A 20,090-nucleotide genomic window follows, 5' to 3' on the forward strand; every position below is an offset into this window, starting at 1 on the left:
TTACATGCAGAATGAGGAGGGTTTTACTCTTTTAGAAATGTTATTAGTTATGGTTGTCATAACTGTATTATTACTATTAATTATTCCAAATGTAGTTACACAGCGCTCATCCGTCCAAGGAAAAGGATGTGCAGCCTATGTGAAATCTATAGAAGCACAAATACAAGCATATCACTTGCAACATAATAAGATTCCATCAATAGAGGAACTTGAAACAGGAAAGTATATTACTTCTAAAACTTGCCCGAAAGGTGAACCAATCCATATTTCCGATGATGGTACGGTATCAGCTGGGAAATCGTGAAGCAAAAAGGTTTTACACTTTTAGAAATGCTACTTGTCTTATTTGCTATTTCTGTACTGAGTGTTGTTACGCATTTTAACGTTACTTCATTACATGAAAAGCAAAAAGTTGAGCAGCTTTTGAAACAGTTTTCAAATGATATTTTATATATGCAGCAGTTAGCGATTAAGCGTCAAAAACATTATACGTTACGCTGGCTTAAAGAAAAACATATGTATTATATCTCGGAATCGGAGACCGGATTTTTAATTGCTAAGAGAGAATATGATAAAGATTTCCAAATTGATCTGCATACCTTTCCAAATCCAATGACATATAATCCGAGTGGAAATATTAATAGAGGTGGTACGATTTTACTTTCTTATCGGGGGTATAAATATGAGATTGTATTTCAGCTTGGAAGAGGGAGATTTACGTATCGTGAAGTGTCAAAAAGGATCAGTAATGGTTGAAATGGTTGTAGCGTTAAGTTTAATAATGATGGCGGTATCGTTATTGCTCCCGCAAACATTATTAATTATGCAAGAAAGAAAAAATATAAAAATGAGCTATAAAGCATTAATATTATTAAAAAAAGAAGCGGCCGTATTTATGTATGAGAATGAGGAAAAGCGAGTAAAAGAGCAAGTCATAAAAGGAATTGTATATTACACATATTGGAGAGGAGATGAAGTTTGTACGATGTGGAAAGATATGAGAGGAAAAGCGATGGAGCAATGCCTTTATGCAAAGGAAAAATAAAAAAGAAGCGGGATTTACATTAATAGAAATGATTGCATGTTTGTTGCTTTTATCAATGTTCTTTTTACTTTTACCACGTCTTCATATTATGGGGATAGAAAATACACATTCAAAAGGGTTAAATGACTGGGAGTGGGATGTGTTTTTAGGACAAATGCAATTAGAGTTTCGTGAAGTATCAAGTGGGAGGAAGATAGCACTAGAAAATGGTGGGAATATTTTGCGCTTCCAACTTCGTAATGGTGATCAGGTGACGTATGAAAAGGTGAATAGTAATTTAATAAGAAAAGTAAATATACGCGGAAGGGAATTTATATTACAAAGGATTGAAGCGATTTCGTATAAATTAACACCTCATTTGTTATATATATATGTGAAAGATATAAGTGGTGAAATATATGAAGGCGTGGCTGTGCGCTATAGTGAAATTGAGATAGAAACATGAGAAAACAAGATGGATTTGCAATGCCAGGAACAATTATTTTTCTTATTTTATTCATTTCTTTTTTGATGTACGAAACGAATATGTTACTTTCGGATAAAAAATTTTATTCTGAAATAGAACAAAGTTTTTTCATGGAGGAACTTGTTGATCGAGCTATTTCAGATATAAAAAGAGACTTACAGCAAAAAGAAAAAGAGGATGTTTTTTTATTTCAGTATGAAAGAGGAGAAGTGAGTGGAAAGTACGTCTTTGCAAATGATGGTATTATCATTTCGTTGCAATGTGTTACAAAAAAGAGAGTTTTCTACACAGTGAGCTTTCGCTATAGGAAACAGGATAATAAAATATTGGATTAGGTAGAAGGATAATGTGTAAAATAAGCGGGAGAAAACCATTAATTCCCATTGTGGAGTGAGTCAATTTCTTTGTGGAAAGGGATAAAAAGGATGAATAAAAGTTTGAATTTTCTCAAAAAGATAAAGGTTGAAAGAATATGATATATTCATGCTATCCAAACATTTTTTCTAGGGAGATTAGGAAATGACAAATAACAATCAAATAGGTGAAAATAAGGAACAAACTATTTTTGATCATAAAGGAAATACGATTATGACAGAGGATAGGGAAATACAAATTATTTCAAAATTCGAAGAACCTCTTATTGTCGTATTAGCAAATGTATTAAGTGATGAAGAGTGCGATGAATTGATTGAATTGTCTAAAGATAATATGAAACGTTCTAAAGTTGGTTCATCACGTGATGTAAATGATATTCGAACAAGTAGTGGTGCATTTTTGGAAGAGAATGAACTTACTTCGAAGGTTGAAAAACGAATTTCATCTATCACGAATGTTCCTGTAGCGCATGGAGAAGGATTGCACATTTTAAATTATGAAGTGGATCAAGAATATAAAGCGCACTATGATTATTTTGCAGAACATAGCAGGTCAGCTGCTAATAATCGTATAAGTACTCTTGTGATGTACTTAAATGATGTAGAAGAAGGCGGGGAAACATTCTTTCCGAAATTAAATCTTTCTGTACACCCTAGAAAGGGAATGGCAGTATACTTTGAGTATTTTTATCAAGATCAATCACTAAATGAGCTTACGTTACATGGAGGAGCACCTGTAACGAAAGGTGAGAAATGGATTGCAACGCAGTGGGTGAGAAGAGGTACTTATAAGTAAAAGTGAGCCAGCTTGTTTGATTGCGAGAAAATAGTGAGTATGTTACGTTTTGTTCTTCATAGCATAAGAAGAACAAAACGTTTTTTTATTAAATAAAGTAACATCTTTCGTTATAATAACAAATAATAACGGATGATTGAGAGGAACGAAAATGAAATCTATATACATAACCGGCTATATGGGAGCTGGGAAAACAACAATTGGAAAAGCGTTAAGTAAAGAACTTTATATGGAAGTTGTAGATACAGATCAAAAAATCGAAGAGCAGAAAGAGAAAGCGATTCGGAATATTTTTGCAGAAGAAGGCGAAATGGTTTTTCGGGAATATGAAAGTGAAATGTTACGTTCACTACCGGTTCAGAATGTAATTATTACAACTGGTGGAGGGATTATTGAACGAGAGGAAAATCGAAAGTGGATGAGGGAAAATGGAACTGTTGTGTATTTATATTGTGATCCGCATGTAATTGCAGACAGGCTTCGTGAAGATACGACACGTCCACTATTTCAGAAGAAAGATATAGATGAATTTGTAACGAAATTTGAATTGCGCCGAGCTTATTATGAAGAGGCTGATATTCATATCGATACGACAAATAAGTCGGTAAAGCAGATTATGAATGAATTAAAGCAAAAGATTAATGAATAAAAAAGTGGACATACTAATCAAGTAGAGGTGATGATAATATGTCTACTAATGATTATGTACGCTTTGTGACACAGCAATTTGTGTCATATATGGATGCTCCAAAAGAGGATCGAAAACAACAGAAACAACAACGTCGTGCGGAGAAAGAGCCATTCTTAAATAAATGGTTTGGTGTTATGCCACTGAGCGCTACTTTGTTTTATCGAAATGTAAAAAATAAAAGAAAAAAATCAAGCTAACTTTTTGGTAGTATGTCTAGCAAAATAAAGATCCCCTAGTGCAACAAGCTGCTAGGGGATCTTTATTTATTGTTGCACAGATTCTTTTTCTTCAGTAACCGCATGTATCTTATTATTTACCCATACAAACCCTATTCCGATACAAATAGAAATCCCCCAGCCAACAGCGGTCATAATAGCTCTCATTTCACCATATCCATCTACACCGAAAACAGAGATGAAATAGATTTTCAAGAAGCTTTTTAATATAAATTGAAGACCGAAAAATAGTGTTAAATATTGCAGTGCTGGATATATACGACTATCACGATAAAGTTCACGACTTTTATCACGATCATGACCTTGCAGTGCTGAAATGTCCGCTGCGAAATATAACATGAGTGGCTTTTTTATAAAGATTGTACATATAACGATGCAGCCAAGTACGATATGATAATATGCATCATTCCATAGCATTCGTTCCGCTGATCCAGATATTAAGTCTACCGTTGTATTAGAAATGAGTGTAATTAAAATAAAGAACCCTGTAACGTTAAACTGTTTTTCTTTTTTAAAGGTATACAGTGTATAAATAATTCCCGGAACAGAGGAAATTAACATTGCGTAATAAGGATCGATATAAGGCTTTGCAAATTTCCAAATGAGGAATGGGAATACGAGATAAAAGACAAGATCTAATATAGCTTTTTTATTTTGATTCATACAAATCCTCCTTAAGTCATACATATATTTTATAATATAATTTCTGAAAATTGTATAAGGTTTAATAAAAAAAAGAAAAGTAGATGATTAGTAGATTAAAAAAATTGTCCCTAGCGTAGTAAGTTTTTTTAGTGTACAATAAAGGAAACGCTTTCATTTTTGGTTTGTTCACAAAATGGACGGAAAATCACATATTTACTATTGATATGTTGCTTTATAATGAAACTAATTAAATATACATGCATACAATATTGTGAAATAAATAACATAAATAATCTATATAAATGTAAACGTTATCAAAGAGAGAGGTGGAGACAATGAGTAAATTTTTCTTCAATCATAATCCAGCAACATTAGAGGATGGAAGACTTGTTAAGTATGCTGAAACTATTTATGGAGAAGGTGGCCGTTCTGTATTAGAAAATTTAATGGTGAAGGCATCTATCAGATTGCGTGATCGTTATCCAAATAAATCTGACGAACAGATCTCGAACCTCGTAAATCAAGGCATCCATGATATGTTTCAAAAATACGTGAATGAGTAAGAGCAGCTAATGGCTGCTCTTATTTTTTTGTATAAGGATTGTGCTTTTAGCTGAAAATAAAGGTGCATTTTGAAGTGTGTAAAAAGGAGGGAAAAAGATGAGCAATGGAATTGGTCGTTCAAAAGAAAATCTTCCAACTGATGCAAATCATGTAAGCGCGAAGGATCGTGCATATCAAAAACGTATGACAGAGAAAAAACAACAAGAGCGTAATGACGATAGAGAATAGGATGGAAAAACATCTTAAAGAAAGCTCCTTCAACAGTTGAAGGAGCTTTCTTTAAGATAGAAAATGATTTGCGGTAACATAAAAGAGACCGCCGTTTATAATTTGTATTGTAATGCGTGGTTCGTATTGTTCTTGTAATGCTTGCTTTTCAATTTCATAGCTTTCTGGAAGTTCATCGCTATCTTCGTAAAAGCGATTTAAAAGGTCTAAATCGTGATTCCAACGCACTCTCGCTTCTTTTGCCCACGTGTGGTCATCTTCAGCGATTATACTTTTTAAAGCATCCTCTATACGTTGTAAGCCACTTTGTGGCTTAATGATAGGTGAGAGCGTAAAACAAAAATCAGGTATTTTCGGTGTGAGTTTGATCTCTGCTAAAGTGTCATGAAAGTTTGCAATCATTGTCCCGGAAATAAGATGAATACCGATGGAATGAAGTATGTCTTTTTTTCGATCGCATTGATAAGATACTTTTATATTTACACCAAGCCAAGGATGAAGGGGGGTATGAGTTGCCCCGCTATGTTTCACTTCCTCATATAAACGTATATATGAGCCTAGTTCTTTTGTCGTTTCAAATATTTGATGCAAACGTGGTGAACCGTAATGAATAAGTTCACCGTCGTTTTCTTCGTTTTCTGGATTTGTAATAAGAGTAAGGCGCATCGGGTTCGGAACGCCTCCTGTTTTTTCAAGATAGTGCCAATAGAAAGGGCGGTTCATTAATAATTTATCCATTTCAATTGTTAACTGCACGTCTAATAGGTGGGGGGAACGTTCTAAAATTTCGCAGTTATTCGCCTCAAAAAAGTTGTATAAGTAATTATGAATTTCATTTTGCTGCATAGTCCTGCACCTCTGCTTCATTGCGCTTCGCAAAATCGATAATAGATGTTAAATTTTCCATCTTGATTCGAATTTCACCTTCGCTTTTTGACTGAGCGAAAATTTCTTGAATATGCGCATCAATATTTTTCATGTTGATTCTCGTTAAAATTTCATCGAGTTCACCGATTACACGTTCAAATAAATTAATTTTTTCATATAGTAGTTTTAAAATGTGCTCTTCAACAGTATGCTTTGTTGCTAAGTTATAAATATGAACATCATTTTTTTGTCCAAGGCGGTGAATACGTCCAATCCTTTGCTCAAGTCGCATTGGATTCCACGGTAAGTCGTAATTAATCATATGGCTACAAAATTGTAAGTTAATTCCTTCACCACCAGCTTCGGTCGCAATTAATACTTGGGCATGAGTTTGGAAAAGCTCCTTCATCCAATCTTTTTTTCCGCGCTTAAATCCACCGCGAAATGGGACAGAGGAAATGCCATGTTGTTGTAAGAACCATTGTAAATACATTTGTGAAGCTCTATATTCAGTGAAAATAATGACTTTATCGTCAATTTCTTTTATAAGCTCTAGTGCTTTATTTGCTTTGGAGTTGAACGGAATATGATTAACTTTATCCATAAGCACATCAATATGTGGGTCCTTTATGTAATGCTCATTTTCTTTCTGCCGTTTTTCTACATGTTTTTTTAATGAATAGTAAACAGCTTCACGACTACTACATGCTTCCCGTTTTAAAGTTAAGGATGAGAAAGCAGATGTGAAGGCATTTTGTCCACGCCAATTTTCAATTTCATTATACAAAGCTTGTTCTTCTTCATTAAATTCAATGAAGATTGTTCGTACATGCCTCTTCGGCCAATCAATTCCAGTGTTATGGCGTCTATTTCGAACCATTACTTTATTGATAAGAGCTTTTAAATCTTCATCGGATTCAGTGGAACGATTTTTGGAAGCATAATATTCTTCAAAATTAGATTGATTGCCTAAATGACCTGGTTTTAATAAAGAAACGAGGTTGAAGATTTCATCAATTTTATTTTGAACAGGAGTTGCAGTTAGTAATAAACAAAACTTCTTTTTTAATCGCTGTGCAAATTCATAGTTTTTTGTTTTATTATTTTTTAGTTTATGTGCTTCATCGATAATAATAAGGTCATACTCTAGGTTTAAAACGATATCGCGATGCGGTGAACGTTTCGCAGTATCAATTGATGAAACGATGACATCAGCTTGTTCCCAAGAATAACTTTTCTTTTGAGCGACCGCAGGAATAAAAAATTTTGTGTTTAGTTCATACGCCCACTGAGATACGAGAGAAGCTGGAACGAGAATGAGTACCTTTTTTACAAGTCCTCGAACCATATATTCTTTTAAAATAAGTCCAGCTTCAATCGTTTTTCCAAGTCCAACTTCATCTGCTAGAATCGCTTTACCATTCATTTGTTCAATGACATTTTGAGCAACCTCTAATTGATGTGGAAGCGGCGTGAAATGTGATAAATGTTTCGGTGCTTGCAATCCATCAAAAGTAGGGACGAGTAATGATTTCTCTGTTTTATAAGCTAAATGATATAAATCCCAATTTGTCCAAGGACCATCTTCATCAATTCTTTTTAAAAAATTGTTTTGCCACGTTCGATCTACGGAAATATCGACATTCATTAAGACTCTCCCACCTTTTATAAACTAAAGTGATTATTTAAAAAATCTTTATTACAAGCCTCGTAATAAGGCACTATCACAATTACTAAAAGTTAAAGAATAAGCAATGATAAAGTGAAACTTTAATCATTGGGGGTTTTGTCCATCCCAAAATGATTATTAGCCTTCACCAATCGGGCATTAACGGGCAGTTATCTCCCACCTAACTTCCTCGCATTCGCTGAATTTTGAAGTGGGAGTTTTACTGCCCGTTAATGCGGGATAAAGGGCTAAATTTCAAAAGTTGTATTTAATAAGATTAAGAATAAAAAATTCTAAATTATTTTTTATGCTAGAATATTGATGAAATATAGCGAATGATGTTAGGATAATGGTGTGAAATGTGTGGAATCTTTCGTATTTTATCCAAGAAAGTAACTTTTTATTTACGCTTTCATAAAAAAATATACTGAGATTCCGTATAACCTTATCTTTTCAGAATGAAAATGTTTAGATATGGGAAGCAACTTTTATTGATTTGTCAGAGCATAAGGGGGAAAGAGCATGATTACATTACAACGTACACCGTTATTTGATGTATACGCGAAGTATGGTGGGAAAACAATCGACTTCGGTGGTTGGGAATTACCAGTTCAATTTTCAAGCATTAAAGAAGAGCATGAAGCTGTACGTACAGAAGCAGGTTTGTTCGATGTATCTCATATGGGAGAAGTAGAGGTAAAGGGTGTAGATAGTTTAGCATTTTTACAACGTGTTGTTACAAATGACGTTTCTACCTTAAAGGTAGGAGGCGCACAATATACAGCTATGTGCTATGAAAATGGTGGCACAGTAGATGATTTATTAATCTACAAACGTGGTGAAGAAGACTATTTATTAGTAATCAATGCATCAAATATCGAGAAAGATTACGAATGGTTAGCAAGTCATGTAATAGGCGATGCAAAGGTAGTCAATGTTTCTAGTGAAATTGCGCAACTTGCAATTCAAGGACCAAAAGCACAAGACATTTTACAAAAAGTTGTGTCAGAAGATTTGAAAGAAATTAAGTTCTTTAAATTTAAAAACGATATTCATGTAGATGGAATTCCTGCACTTGTATCTCGTACAGGTTATACAGGTGAAGATGGATTCGAAATTTACTGTAAGAGTGAAGATGCTGCAAAACTTTGGGTGAAACTTCTTGAAGTTGGAGAAGAAGAGGGGTTAAAACCATGTGGCTTAGGTGCTCGTGATACACTTCGCTTCGAAGCAACACTTCCGTTATACGGACAAGAGTTATCAAAAGATATTACACCGATTGAAGCGGGAATTGGCTTTGCGGTAAAACCAAATAAAGAAGCAGATTTCTTTGGAAAAGAAACGTTAAAAGAGCAAAAAGAAAACGGTGCATCTCGTAAATTAGTCGGCATCGAAGTAATCGAACGCGGTATTCCTCGTACGCATTACCCTGTATTTATAGGAGAAGAAAAAATCGGGGAAGTAACGAGTGGTACACAATCTCCAACGTTAAAGAAAAGCATTGGTTTAGCACTAATTGATGTAAAATACGCAGCAGTTGATACAGAAGTAGAAATTGAAATTCGTAATAAACGCGTCAAAGCAGTAGTTGTTCCAACACCATTTTATAAACGTTCAAAGTAACGGGGAGAGGGGTAGATTTCATGTTGCATCGTTATCTTCCAATGACAGAAGAAGACAAAAAAGAAATGTTACAAACAATCGGTGTTCAAACGATTGATGAATTATTCTCTGATATTCCAGAGAGTATTCGTTTTAAAGGGGATTTAAAAATTAAAGAAGCAAAATCAGAGCCAGAGCTTTTAAAAGAGCTATCTCAAATGGCTAGCAAAAATGCGAACTTAAAAGAATATGCTTCTTTCTTAGGAGCAGGTGTATACGATCATTACGCTCCAGTAATTGTTGATCATGTTATTTCTCGTTCAGAATTTTATACAGCTTACACACCATACCAACCAGAAATTTCACAAGGGGAATTACAAGCAATTTTTGAATTTCAAACAATGATTTGTGAATTAACAGGAATGGACGTAGCAAACTCTTCTATGTATGACGGAGGTACAGCTTTGGCTGAAGCGGCAATGCTAGCGGCTGGTCATACTCGCAAAAAGAAAATTCTTGTGTCTAATGCAGTTCATCCAGAATCAAGAGCAGTACTTGAAACATATGCAAAAGGTCAAAATCTTGAAGTTGTTGAAATTGATCATAAAAACGGTGTAACAGATTTAGATGTATTACAAAGTGAAGTAGATGATACAGTTGCTTGCGTAATCGTTCAATATCCAAACTTCTTCGGACAAGTGGAAAAGTTAGCTGATATCGAAAAAATCGTTCATCAACAAAAATCATTATTTATCGTTTCTTCAAATCCATTATCATTAGGCGCATTAACACCGCCAGGAAAATTTGGCGCTGATATTGTAATCGGTGATGCACAACCATTTGGTATCCCAACGCAGTTTGGTGGACCTCATTGTGGTTACTTTGCAACAACGAAAGCATTTATGCGTAAAATTCCAGGACGTCTTGTCGGACAAACTGTAGATTCAGATGGTAAACGTGGATTTGTATTAACGTTACAAGCACGTGAACAGCATATTCGCCGTGATAAAGCGACGTCTAACATTTGTTCAAACCAAGCGTTAAATGCATTAGCAGCATCAGTTGCAATGACTGCACTTGGAAAACAAGGTGTGAAAGATATGGCACGTCAAAATATTTCTAAAGCACAATATGCAAAACGTCAATTCGAAGCGAAAGGCTTCACTGTAACGTTCACTGGACCATTCTTTAATGAATTTGTTGTAGATTGCAAACGTCCAGTTAAAGAAATAAATGATGTATTAATACAAAAGAATATTATCGGTGGTTACGACCTAGGCCGTGATTATAAAGAGCATGAAAATCATATGCTTGTAGCAGTAACAGAGCTTCGTACAAAAGAAGAAATTGACACACTTGTAAACGAAATGGGGGCTATCCAATGAAGAACCAAGACCAAGCACTTATTTTTGAAGTGACTAAAGAAGGACGCGTAGGATATAGCTTACCCAAATTAGATGTAGAAGAAGTAAAATTAGAAGATGTATTTGAGAGCGATTATATTCGCGTTGAAGATGCAGAGCTTCCAGAAGTATCTGAACTTGATATTATGCGCCATTACACAGCGCTTTCAAACCGTAACCACGGCGTGGATTCTGGATTCTACCCACTTGGATCTTGTACGATGAAATATAATCCGAAAATTAATGAAAACGTAGCTCGCTTCGCAGGCTTTGCAAATATTCATCCACTTCAAGATGAAAAAACAGTGCAAGGTGCAATGGAATTAATGTACGATTTACAAGAACATTTAATTGAAATTACAGGTATGGATACTGTTACATTACAACCAGCAGCTGGTGCACACGGAGAATGGACAGGTTTAATGTTAATTCGTGCATACCATGAAGCAAATGGTGACTTTAACCGTACGAAAGTAATTGTTCCTGACTCTGCCCACGGAACAAACCCAGCATCTGCAACAGTAGCTGGTTTTGAAACAATTACGGTAAAATCAAATGAACATGGTCTTGTTGACTTAGATGATTTAAAACGTGTTGTAAACGAAGAAACAGCAGCACTTATGTTAACAAATCCAAATACATTAGGTCTATTCGAAGAAAATATTTTAGAAATGGCAGAAATTGTCCATAACGCAGGCGGTAAATTATACTATGATGGTGCAAACTTAAATGCTGTATTAAGCCAAGCACGCCCAGGAGATATGGGATTTGACGTTGTGCATTTAAACCTTCATAAAACATTTACAGGTCCGCATGGCGGCGGTGGCCCAGGTTCTGGTCCAGTAGGTGTGAAAGCTGATTTAATTCCGTACTTACCAAAACCGATTTTAGAGAAAACGGAAAATGGCTATCACTTCAACTATGATCGTCCAGAAGCAATTGGGCGTGTGAAACCATTCTATGGTAACTTCGGAATTAACGTTCGTGCATACACATATATTCGTTCTATGGGTCCAGATGGACTACGTGCAGTAACTGAGTACGCTGTATTAAATGCGAACTATATGATGAGAAGATTAGCACCATTCTATGATCTTCCGTTCGACAGACATTGCAAGCATGAATTTGTATTATCAGGTCGTCGTCAAAAGAAACTTGGTGTGCGTACATTAGATATTGCAAAACGTCTGCTTGATTTCGGTTACCATCCACCAACAATTTACTTCCCATTAAATGTGGAAGAATGTATTATGATTGAGCCAACAGAAACAGAATCAAAAGAAACATTAGATGGTTTCATTGATAAGATGATTCAAATTGCTAAAGAGGTAGAAGAAAACCCAGAAGTTGTACAAGAAGCACCACATACAACGGTAATAAAACGTTTGGATGAAACATTGGCTGCTCGTAAACCAGTTTTACGTTATGAAAAGCTAGCACCTGTACAAGTGTGATTGGAATAAAAAGAACTCGCTACATGCGAGTTCTTTTTTTTTTGCAACATTGGTGCGGATAGAATGAAAAAAATGTTATAAATTTTTATTTTTTGTTTCATATTGCTGTAATGATGCAGTTTCATAGGTGATTTTGTTGGAAAAGTCGGTTTGATAAAAGTATTTATTTTTGTTAGAATTTTATTGAAATTAAGAAGATGTGATGAGGCAAAAATTACTCATTTTTATGTATATGTGAAAAAACGAGCAAGACGGGGGTGGAAGTGTGGGATATCGATGTTATAGAATGGTATACCATTTAGAAAACGGAGAAACAATTAAAGATGTAAAAGAATTTTGTTATCGAGACCAAGGAAAAGTGTTAGAAAGAGTAGCACATCGTGTAATGGACAATAGAGAATTGACGGCGATTGATAAACAAGGAACGATCATTTCAATAGCGTGTGAGGACATTGTAAAGGTAGAACTTGATTACATAACAGAAAGTTAGCCTTGAGTCATATCGAATTATTCGATAAAATATACTGTTGAATGGTGAAGAGAGCAGAGAGGAGTTTATCATGGGTAGTACAAGACACTTTTATATGTTTATTTTAGCGTTTGTTCTTGTTGTGGCGTTAACAATTTATTTAATTGTTGATAGCAGCTGGTACAATACAGTTCATCCAGCATTCCTTCTATTTATGTATGTAGGAATTGCGGTTGTGAGTTTCGGAATGAGAGACGAAATGTTAGATCGCTTTGAAAAGTGATACATATACGAAAGACCAACAGGAAAATGTTGGTCTTTTTTTCTTGCCAAAAATAGGGAGTTGTGTATATACTGTGCATATAAGGTATACACAGTATATACACACTGGAGGGAAACATGAATATTATTATTTCGAATTCTTCCCAAGACCCTATTTATGTGCAAATAAGGAAACAATTAAGCCAGCTTATTTTAAATGGTGGTTTAAAGGGGGGAGACCAATTACCGTCAATTCGTAGCTTAGCGAAGGAGTTACAAATTAGTGTAATTACAACGAAGCGTGCGTACGAGGAGCTTGAAAAAGAAGGATATATAGAAACTGTTGCTGGGAAGGGGACTTATGTTTCACGTAAAAATAATGAACTATTAAAAGAACAGCGGCTACGTCTATTGGAAAGTAAAGCTGAAGAGATTGTGAATGAAAGTAAAGTGTTACAGCTTTCACTTGAAGATTTGCAACAGATGATTGCGTGTTTATACGAGGGGGAATGAGAAAGATGTTGGAGCTAAAAAACGTTTGTAAAACTTATCAAGATTTCTCAGTGAAAAATATAAGTTTTATATTGCCACGTGGATATATTATGGGATTTATCGGACCGAATGGAGCCGGGAAAAGTACGACAATCAAAATGATTATGAATTTAATTAGAAAAGATAGTGGAGATATAAAAATTTTTGGTAAGGACAATAAGAAAGCCGAAAAGGAAATAAAACAAAATATTGGTTTTGTATATGATGAAAATCATTATTACGAAGATTTAACGTGTGAGCAAATGAAGCGTATAATTGCACCGTTATATAAAAAGTGGGATGAAAATCAGTATCAATCGTATATGCAGAGATTACAAGTTCCAAAGTATAAAAAGATTAAAGAGTTATCCAAAGGGATGAAAATGAAGTTTGCGATTGCAATCGCACTTTCACATCATGCGGAATTCATTATTATGGATGAACCGACAGCAGGATTAGATCCGGTTGTTCGAAGTGAATTACTTGATATGTTGCAAGAAATTGTAATGGAAGATGAAGTGTCTGTCTTATTTTCCACACACATTACTACAGACTTAGAACGCATCGCAGATTATATTACGTTCATCAATGATGGAGAAATTATATTTACTGGTGAGAAAGACGAATTAATGGAGAACTACGTAATCGTAAAGGGAAGTAATGATTTATTAGATCAAGAAGGAAAAGAGCTATTTGTTGGATTACGAAAAAATAAGTTTGGTTTCGGAGGTTTAGCGAAGGATAAAAACGCAATTATAGATTGGTTTGGAAATGAGGTCGTACTAGAAAATCCTAAATTAGATGATATCATCGTATACACTGCGAAAGGGAGAGGTGCCTATGCGTCAGCTCGTATATAAAGATTTATTCTTTTTTCGGGTAACTTGGTTAGTGAATTTTGTTGTGCCTCTTGTGTTATTTATGTTAGATCCAAGTGGTGAATTGTTATTTTCGATGAGTTGTCTATTTATAACCCTTTCCTCCGTTATGACGTTAATCTTTATGGATGAAAGGAATAAAAGTGACATTATTATAAATAGTTTACCGGTAAGTCGAAAGGATATCATAATTGCTAGATATATTTCCTGTGCAATATTTATTGTAGGTGGCATGCTCTCTACGATGTTAGTTGTTTTTCTTATAAGAGGCATTGTGGTCATTGGTGATATCGGTGCATATCATCCTAATCTATATATTGAAATTCCATGGTATGAAGTAATAAATGGAGTTGTTTACGCCGTATTTTTGGTTGTCACGTTTTTCCCTAGTTATTATGGTACAAAATCGAAGGTAGTAAGAAGTATAGTATCAGCAGCATCAATAGGAGTGGGGGGAATCCTTTGGATATTTATTAGTGATGGGCTGAATGAAACAACACCTTCATTCATTGGTTGGCTTATGAATCCAATGCATATTGGTGTATTTATAGTTGGAGGAATTATATTAGCTAGTGTCTATATCATTTCTATGTTTCTTACAATTAAAATTTATGAAACGCGTGATTTATAGAGAGGAGAATTCATATGCAACAGTTGATTTTGAAGGAGTTTTTCTTACAGAAGAAGATGCTTCCTTTCTATTTTTTAATACCTATTTTATCTATTTTTAGGAATTCCGTAGAACCAATGGGGATTGCAATAGGATTATTTATAACATGTAGTATGATTATATATATTTCTTTTTATTATGAAGAGAAAAGTAAAACAGAAAAAGTATTAGTGAGTTTGCCTATAACGAGAAAAGAGATAGTTATAGCTAAATATATTTCAACCACATTATTTATTATAGTCGGTTTGAGTGCAACTTTTATAGTCGTAATATTAGGAAATATTTTGTTGAACAGAGATATAGTTATTCCTGGATATGCAATGTTTTCAGCAATATTAGCAACTTTGATTTATTGTGCAGTAACGATACCTACTAATTACATCGGAGGATATAAAGCTACTACTGTCTTGAATGTTATAATGATTTTTCCTTTAATGAGTATGATTGGCCTTATGTGCAATGTTTTTGGTGATAAAACAATTATGTTAAAAGTACTTCACTCTGAGGATGCTACATTTTCGATGAGTGTTCTTGGTATCGGGTCGCTAGTAGTTATAGTTATAGTTATATCCATGTTTTTCTCAATAAAAATGTTTCAGAAGGCAGAATTATAGAAGAGGATCTTTTAATACTAGGAGGTGTAACAAATGATCAAGCAACTAGTCTTAAAAGATATGATGTTGCAAAGAAAGTTAGGATTTGTGTATCTTATATCTTTGTTTTTTCTTGTCATTGTTGATTTCCGTAGCGATAGCTTCCTTATGACTTTTAGCATATCTATACCTATTCTTGGCATGATACTGTCAATGAGTTATGAGGGGAAAAATAAAAGTGAAATGATAGTAAATAGTTTACCGTTTCGGCGTAAAGAAATTGTCATAGCAAAATACATATTTGTAAGCATTTTAATTGCTTTAGGTGGCATTTTCTCACTTGTAGTTGGTTTAATCCAGTTACAAAATGAACATATAACTGTATTTATGCTGTGGGGAGCGATTCTCGGAGGAATAACAGGTGGTTTTGTTTATAGCGTAATCGTACTTCCGATTGAATTTTCAGTAGGGTATAGCAGTGCAAAACAAATTGCTCCTTTTATCGGAATTGCATTTGGATATTTAAGTGGACTGATTGTAAGTAACGTATGGTTAGATGTAGAGAATGCTTGGAACACGAGTATAGTCATAAATATTTGTTTCATAGCCGGGCTGCTTCTTTTATATGTCATGTCGATGGTACTCTCAATTAATTTGTATAATGAGCGTGATTTGTGAGGGGAGGGGAATGTTGTTGAAACAACTAATTTTAAAAGATTTCATCGTCCATTGGAAATTTTTAATTTGGTACATGCTGTATCCTATTTTCTTTTATATGGCTTTAACAGATACGAAAAATTTATTCATAATTATGTCAGTCATTTTTACAGTCGGGGCAACAGTAAAAATATTTGAAGCAGATAGTAAAAATGAGAGTGAAGTTATATTAAATAGTTTACCAATATTGAGAAAACAAATTGTGTTTGCGAAATATATAGTGGCAATTATTATTCTTTTCATAAGCGTAACGATTGGTTGTTTCACGATGGGAATGAAGAATGGAGCTAATGTATTTGAATTTATTGAAACGACAGTGGTTGCTAGTATTAGCTTTACTTTAGTGTATTTAAGCTTTGTTTTACCGATATCATTTTGGCTAGCATATAAAAAAACTGTTTTTATTACGATATTCATATTTATAGCACCGATTGTTATTGTAGAGACGTTCTTTCAAATCAACCTGGAACAAATTCAACTATATAATAGCATATTGTTCGTTAGTTCAATATGCATGTTCACAGTATCGGTCTTCATTTCAGTAAGAGTATATGAAAAAAGAGAATTTTAAAAGGTGCCTCGTAAAAGGCACCTTCTTCAATAACGACAATACGAGAGCAAAAGTTTATACAAAGAAACGCTATTAGGTACATCTTTCGGAGTATGTAATATAAAGCTGAAAACGATAACGAGAATGAGAAAGAGGAAAAATAAAAATAGGATTTGCTTATGTATAGAATTCTGCATACTATCCACTCCTTTTTTAGGTAGTATGTCCAAAAGAAAAAAGGGTATGAAAAATTTTAGGAGGGAGAATGATGAAAAAAAGAAAATGGTTATATAGAATAGGAGTACTTTTATTTTCAATTGGTCTCATATTAGCAAATTTTTACTCGGATATACCACCGCTATTTCCTAATTTGCATAAAGGGCTTGGTATGAGTGTTGTCATAGTTGGTCTGTTTTGTCTTATCACATCAAATTTCTATAGAAAATCTAAATAAATATAAAAAGGACAGTTACTTCTTTTCAGAAGAACTGTCCTTTTTATATAGTTTGTTCCAAAGCTTGGCGATACTCCATATAATTACGATTGCAATGGAGGCAATAATTGACCAAGCGATAGATGCAATTTCAAGTGCCATGTTGGGAAGGAATGTAAGAATGGATATTACTTTATGAAACAACCATTCTATTATATGAAAACTTATTTGCAATAGAATGACGATCCCAAGTGTGATCCATGTTAAGATTTGTTTTCCTTTTTCTTTCCACATGACATTCACCTCACGTTAGCCTAATAGTTTTAAGCCAACAGCGCCGCATAGAATGCAGCTTAAGAAGGCAAGGCGGCGCCAATCCGCTGATTCACGGAAAATAAGAATACCTAGAAGTGCACTTCCGGCAGTTCCGATTCCAGTCCAAATTGCGTAAGCAGTTCCCATCGGTAATGTATCCATTGCAAGAGATAAGAAGAAGAAGCTTACGCCGAAGTTAGCGATTAAAATAACTTTTGGTGCCCAGCCTTTCTTTTCAGTGGCTACTTTCATAAAGAGTACACCAATAATTTCACAAATACCAGCTAGAATTAAAAATACCCAAGCCATTTTATGCAGCCTCCTTCGCTTCTTTTTCTTCTGTTACTCGTTTTAAACCAATTACTCCGAAGAAGATTAAACCGATTAATAATACTTTTACGATAGAGAAAGGTTCTCCGAAGACGAAAATCTCTGTCAGAACGATACCACCTGCACCGATTCCAGTAAAGACTGCGTACACAGTACCGACAGGTAAATCTTTATAAGCTCTAAATAATAAGACGAAACTTACTGTAATTAATAGAGCGACACCTAGCCACTCGAGTGGTGTCTCCGCGTGTTTTAGTCCAATCACCCAAAAAATTTCAATAATACCAGCTAAGATAACATAAATCCATGCCATATGTTATTTCTCCTTCCTACCAGTCGTTAGGTAAAGGGCTTAAAAACGACGCATTGCAAAGGAGCAATCCGTCAGTTTGAAAGTCCGCGCCAAAATACTTTCCAAGAAGCTTCTAAACGTGTCTCAAAACGATTTAAACCTGCGTATAGTAGTTCAACCATAAGGCCGTCAAGTAAGCATAAAAAAGCCTCCAAAGCGTCTTTTACTTCAATGTTATGCAGTTCATCTTGTTCGCTTGCTCTTTTAAACACAGGGAATAAAAGTTTTCCGACATTTTCAATGTGTACATTCGCTTTATCAATAATTTGTTCGCGAAATGCATCCGGCGGAAAATAAGAAGTTCGTAACCAAAACATTGATTCTTCACTTTCACCAAATCGTTTTGCATAGCCTTTTAATAAATGTAAGAGCAATTCTTCAGTAGACGATTTTGAAAAAAATTCGATATCGTCTGTGAAGCTCTGCAAATCTTTTTGAAGAGCGGATTCCAAGCATGTAAAATATAGCTCTTCTTTTCCTTTAAAGTGTGCGTAAATCGATGGTTTTTTAATCCCAACTTCTTGAGCAATATTTGCTAATGAAGTTCCTTCGTAGCCGTAACGTGCGAAATGAGAAAGTGCTACAGCTTTAATGCGGTTTGCTGTCATTTTCATCCCCTACCTACCGTTCGTTAGGTTAATTGTATGGGATGAAAAATATAAAGTCAATAGGTGAAGAGTTGAAAAAAGAGCGCTGTAATTAACGCTCCTTTTTCAGACTGTTTTTCGCTCAATTAAATGGAATGAAAGTTCTTCTGAGTTCCCAATAATTTGTTCGTTTTGCATCTGTTTATGGAATAAAGAAAAAGCACGTGATCCCATCGTGAGACCGGGATGTTCAATAGTTGTAATTTCTAATGCTTTTGAAATTTCGTGGTTATCAAATCCCAGGATAGCGAGGTCTTCAGGTATGCGAATGCCATGTTTTTTTGCCTCTGTTAATAAACCAGCAGCTACTTGATCGTTCGCTGTGAAAATAGCGGTTGGACGATTTTTCATGTTTAAAATACGATGAAGTATTTTTGCCCCGTCCTGCATCGTATAACATTGATGGAAAATCCAATCAGGGTGCACTGTTTTTCCTTCGTGACGAAGAGTATCGGCGAAAGCTTTTTCACGCTCGATTGAATTAACACTTGTTTTTCTTGCTAAACAAATGCCGATTTTTTCATGACCTTTACTTAGTAAAAATGCAGTACCGAGACGGAATCCTTCATAATGATCTACATAGACAGATGAAATGAGGGGATGGTTCATTTTTTCACATGAAATAATAGGGGCGAATTTTGCGAATGGTTCAATTTGTTCCCATGAACTCGTTCGAGAGCAAATAATCATCCCGTCGAATTGTTTCATTTTCATCATTTCAAGAACGCGAATTTCTTCAATACTATCGTAATTCGTTTGGCATAAATTAATATGATATCCAGCTAATAATGCTTCGTTTCCGATTCCTTCAATGATTGTGCTAAAGTACGGAAGATTAATAAAAGGTAGCATAACGCCAATTGTATATGTTTTGCCTTTTATTAAATGGATAGCATTAATATTTTTTGCATAGTTCAATTCTTCAACTGCATCTAGAACACGCTTACGTTTTTCTTCTTTTACGTAAGGATGATTATTAAGGACACGGGAAACCGTTGATATGGATACACCAGCAGTTTTTGCAATTTGTTTTATATTGGCCATATGTATCACCTCTTTACTTAATTATAGGGGGAAAATAATAAGAATGAAAAAATCTTGACCTGAAAAGCTTTTCACAATCTATGTTATAAGCATGACTTTTGTTATTCGCGTAACCTTTTTATTTGGGCGTAAGAATAGCGGGGTCTTTTTTTATATGTCTGCAAAGAATTTTTGTCAAAATGTGTGAGAATAACGTGGAAAGTTTTCGGAGGAGGCGTTTGATAACGAAGCGAATAGAAGAGAGTATAAACGCTTCGCTC

31 protein-coding genes are annotated in these 20,090 nt (G+C 34.7%); 22 read left to right on the forward strand and 9 right to left on the reverse strand.

Annotation, left to right across the window (positions count from 1 at the left end):
* The first annotated feature begins 4 nt into the window (after positions 1-4).
* From comGC to CQZ94_RS05040, 8 genes are all read left to right on the forward strand, one after another.
* Positions 5-304 (forward strand): competence type IV pilus major pilin ComGC, encoded by a 300-nt coding sequence (comGC, locus tag CQZ94_RS05005; protein ID WP_002088623.1) that lies wholly within the window; start codon positions 5-7, stop codon positions 302-304.
* On the forward strand, positions 301-756 hold the full coding sequence (comGD, locus tag CQZ94_RS05010) for a competence type IV pilus minor pilin ComGD (protein WP_105584510.1): 456 nt from the start codon (positions 301-303) through the stop codon (positions 754-756). Before comGC ends, comGD begins: the two co-directional genes overlap by 4 nt.
* Positions 749-1,045 carry a competence protein ComG gene (locus tag CQZ94_RS05015; protein WP_105584511.1) on the forward strand — a complete coding sequence of 99 codons (297 nt, stop codon included), beginning with the start codon at positions 749-751 and terminating at the stop codon, positions 1,043-1,045. The genes comGD and CQZ94_RS05015 overlap by 8 nt, the downstream gene beginning before the upstream one ends.
* On the forward strand, positions 1,029-1,490 hold the full coding sequence (gene comGF, locus CQZ94_RS05020; RefSeq protein WP_105584512.1) for a competence type IV pilus minor pilin ComGF: 462 nt from the start codon (positions 1,029-1,031) through the stop codon (positions 1,488-1,490). The genes CQZ94_RS05015 and comGF overlap by 17 nt, the downstream gene beginning before the upstream one ends.
* Positions 1,487-1,846: a competence type IV pilus minor pilin ComGG gene (gene comGG / locus CQZ94_RS05025; RefSeq protein ID WP_105584513.1), complete on the forward strand. Its 360-nt coding sequence runs from the start codon at positions 1,487-1,489 to the stop codon at positions 1,844-1,846. The genes comGF and comGG overlap by 4 nt, the downstream gene beginning before the upstream one ends.
* A 184-nt stretch (positions 1,847-2,030) precedes the next feature.
* On the forward strand, positions 2,031-2,681 hold the full coding sequence (locus tag CQZ94_RS05030; protein WP_105584514.1) for a 2OG-Fe(II) oxygenase: 651 nt from the start codon (positions 2,031-2,033) through the stop codon (positions 2,679-2,681).
* Positions 2,682-2,832: 151 nt separating this feature from the next.
* Positions 2,833-3,330 carry a shikimate kinase gene (locus CQZ94_RS05035; protein ID WP_105584515.1) on the forward strand — a complete coding sequence of 166 codons (498 nt, stop codon included), beginning with the start codon at positions 2,833-2,835 and terminating at the stop codon, positions 3,328-3,330.
* 38 nt (positions 3,331-3,368) lie between these two features.
* Entirely contained in the window at positions 3,369-3,569 is a 201-nt protein-coding gene (locus tag CQZ94_RS05040; protein ID WP_105584516.1) for a YqzE family protein, read from the forward strand.
* A gap of 66 nt (positions 3,570-3,635) precedes the next feature.
* Here CQZ94_RS05040 and CQZ94_RS05045 read toward each other — a convergent pair whose 3' ends face one another.
* Both CQZ94_RS05045 and CQZ94_RS05050 read right to left on the reverse strand, forming a co-directional pair.
* Positions 3,636-4,271, reverse strand: coding sequence for a VC0807 family protein (locus CQZ94_RS05045; RefSeq protein WP_002015010.1), 636 nt, complete (start codon positions 4,269-4,271; stop codon positions 3,636-3,638).
* 128 nt (positions 4,272-4,399) lie between these two features.
* On the reverse strand, positions 4,400-4,516 hold the full coding sequence (locus CQZ94_RS05050; RefSeq protein ID WP_105584763.1) for a GTP pyrophosphokinase: 117 nt from the start codon (positions 4,514-4,516) through the stop codon (positions 4,400-4,402).
* A gap of 72 nt (positions 4,517-4,588) precedes the next feature.
* Here CQZ94_RS05050 and CQZ94_RS05055 point away from each other — a divergent pair, with 72 nt between their 5' ends.
* Positions 4,589-4,816 carry a hypothetical protein gene (locus CQZ94_RS05055; protein WP_105584517.1) on the forward strand — a complete coding sequence of 76 codons (228 nt, stop codon included), beginning with the start codon at positions 4,589-4,591 and terminating at the stop codon, positions 4,814-4,816.
* Between the two features lie 97 nt (positions 4,817-4,913).
* Positions 4,914-5,045 carry a hypothetical protein gene (locus tag CQZ94_RS31630; protein ID WP_000064671.1) on the forward strand — a complete coding sequence of 44 codons (132 nt, stop codon included), beginning with the start codon at positions 4,914-4,916 and terminating at the stop codon, positions 5,043-5,045.
* 51 nt (positions 5,046-5,096) lie between these two features.
* Here the strand turns inward: CQZ94_RS31630 and CQZ94_RS05065 are convergent, their stop codons facing one another.
* Positions 5,097-5,891, reverse strand: a complete 795-nt coding sequence (locus tag CQZ94_RS05065; protein ID WP_002088611.1) for a YqhG family protein — start codon at positions 5,889-5,891, stop codon at positions 5,097-5,099.
* A complete protein-coding gene (locus tag CQZ94_RS05070; protein ID WP_105584518.1) occupies positions 5,878-7,560 on the reverse strand; it encodes a DEAD/DEAH box helicase in 1,683 nt (560 codons plus the stop codon). Before CQZ94_RS05070 ends, CQZ94_RS05065 begins: the two co-directional genes overlap by 14 nt.
* A 543-nt stretch (positions 7,561-8,103) precedes the next feature.
* On the opposite strand from CQZ94_RS05070, the gene gcvT reads away from it, so the two are divergent.
* The 12 genes from gcvT (at position 8,104) to CQZ94_RS05135 (ending at position 17,163) form a co-directional block, all read left to right on the forward strand.
* Complete coding sequence (gcvT, locus tag CQZ94_RS05075; RefSeq protein WP_105584519.1) at positions 8,104-9,204, forward strand: glycine cleavage system aminomethyltransferase GcvT; 1,101 nt, start codon at positions 8,104-8,106, stop codon at positions 9,202-9,204.
* A 20-nt stretch (positions 9,205-9,224) separates the two neighbouring features.
* Positions 9,225-10,568 (forward strand): aminomethyl-transferring glycine dehydrogenase subunit 1, encoded by a 1,344-nt coding sequence (gene gcvPA, locus CQZ94_RS05080; protein ID WP_105584520.1) that lies wholly within the window; start codon positions 9,225-9,227, stop codon positions 10,566-10,568.
* Positions 10,565-12,040 carry an aminomethyl-transferring glycine dehydrogenase subunit 2 gene (gcvPB, locus tag CQZ94_RS05085; RefSeq protein ID WP_002122485.1) on the forward strand — a complete coding sequence of 492 codons (1,476 nt, stop codon included), beginning with the start codon at positions 10,565-10,567 and terminating at the stop codon, positions 12,038-12,040. The genes gcvPA and gcvPB overlap by 4 nt, the downstream gene beginning before the upstream one ends.
* A gap of 286 nt (positions 12,041-12,326) precedes the next feature.
* Positions 12,327-12,530 (forward strand): DUF3929 family protein, encoded by a 204-nt coding sequence (locus CQZ94_RS05090; protein WP_142395767.1) that lies wholly within the window; start codon positions 12,327-12,329, stop codon positions 12,528-12,530.
* A gap of 70 nt (positions 12,531-12,600) precedes the next feature.
* On the forward strand, positions 12,601-12,792 hold the full coding sequence (locus CQZ94_RS05095) for a hypothetical protein (RefSeq protein WP_000535934.1): 192 nt from the start codon (positions 12,601-12,603) through the stop codon (positions 12,790-12,792).
* Between the two features lie 116 nt (positions 12,793-12,908).
* A complete protein-coding gene (locus CQZ94_RS05100) occupies positions 12,909-13,283 on the forward strand; it encodes a GntR family transcriptional regulator (protein ID WP_078172820.1) in 375 nt (124 codons plus the stop codon).
* A 5-nt stretch (positions 13,284-13,288) separates the two neighbouring features.
* On the forward strand, positions 13,289-14,161 hold the full coding sequence (locus CQZ94_RS05105; RefSeq protein ID WP_105584522.1) for an ABC transporter ATP-binding protein: 873 nt from the start codon (positions 13,289-13,291) through the stop codon (positions 14,159-14,161).
* Entirely contained in the window at positions 14,142-14,810 is a 669-nt protein-coding gene (locus CQZ94_RS05110) for an ABC-2 transporter permease (RefSeq protein WP_105584523.1), read from the forward strand. The genes CQZ94_RS05105 and CQZ94_RS05110 overlap by 20 nt, the downstream gene beginning before the upstream one ends.
* Positions 14,811-14,824: 14 nt before the next feature.
* A complete protein-coding gene (locus CQZ94_RS05115; RefSeq protein WP_105584524.1) occupies positions 14,825-15,463 on the forward strand; it encodes an ABC-2 transporter permease in 639 nt (212 codons plus the stop codon).
* 33 nt (positions 15,464-15,496) lie between these two features.
* On the forward strand, positions 15,497-16,120 hold the full coding sequence (locus CQZ94_RS05120; protein WP_105584525.1) for an ABC-2 transporter permease: 624 nt from the start codon (positions 15,497-15,499) through the stop codon (positions 16,118-16,120).
* Between the two features lie 13 nt (positions 16,121-16,133).
* The gene (locus CQZ94_RS05125) at positions 16,134-16,730 is read left to right on the forward strand and encodes an ABC-2 transporter permease (protein ID WP_142395751.1); all 597 of its coding nucleotides are present in this window, start codon (positions 16,134-16,136) and stop codon (positions 16,728-16,730) included.
* Positions 16,731-16,977: 247 nt separating this feature from the next.
* Positions 16,978-17,163: a hypothetical protein gene (locus CQZ94_RS05135; protein WP_105584528.1), complete on the forward strand. Its 186-nt coding sequence runs from the start codon at positions 16,978-16,980 to the stop codon at positions 17,161-17,163.
* 15 nt (positions 17,164-17,178) lie between these two features.
* Here CQZ94_RS05135 and CQZ94_RS05140 read toward each other — a convergent pair whose 3' ends face one another.
* The 5 genes from CQZ94_RS05140 to CQZ94_RS05160 form a co-directional block, all read right to left on the reverse strand.
* Entirely contained in the window at positions 17,179-17,436 is a 258-nt protein-coding gene (locus tag CQZ94_RS05140; RefSeq protein ID WP_105584529.1) for a DUF3975 family protein, read from the reverse strand.
* 15 nt (positions 17,437-17,451) lie between these two features.
* Positions 17,452-17,766, reverse strand: coding sequence for a DMT family transporter (locus tag CQZ94_RS05145; RefSeq protein WP_105584530.1), 315 nt, complete (start codon positions 17,764-17,766; stop codon positions 17,452-17,454).
* Position 17,767: 1 nt separating this feature from the next.
* Positions 17,768-18,100, reverse strand: a complete 333-nt coding sequence (locus CQZ94_RS05150) for a DMT family transporter (RefSeq protein ID WP_105584531.1) — start codon at positions 18,098-18,100, stop codon at positions 17,768-17,770.
* 71 nt (positions 18,101-18,171) lie between these two features.
* Entirely contained in the window at positions 18,172-18,753 is a 582-nt protein-coding gene (locus CQZ94_RS05155) for a TetR/AcrR family transcriptional regulator (protein WP_142395752.1), read from the reverse strand.
* A 99-nt stretch (positions 18,754-18,852) separates the two neighbouring features.
* Positions 18,853-19,830: a LacI family DNA-binding transcriptional regulator gene (locus CQZ94_RS05160; protein ID WP_105584533.1), complete on the reverse strand. Its 978-nt coding sequence runs from the start codon at positions 19,828-19,830 to the stop codon at positions 18,853-18,855.
* Between the last annotated feature and the right edge of the window lie 260 nt (positions 19,831-20,090).

Origin of the sequence: Bacillus sp. MYb209 (assembly GCF_002975175.1) — a bacterium.
In the GTDB taxonomy this organism is placed as follows: Bacteria; Bacillota; Bacilli; order Bacillales; family Bacillaceae_G; genus Bacillus_A.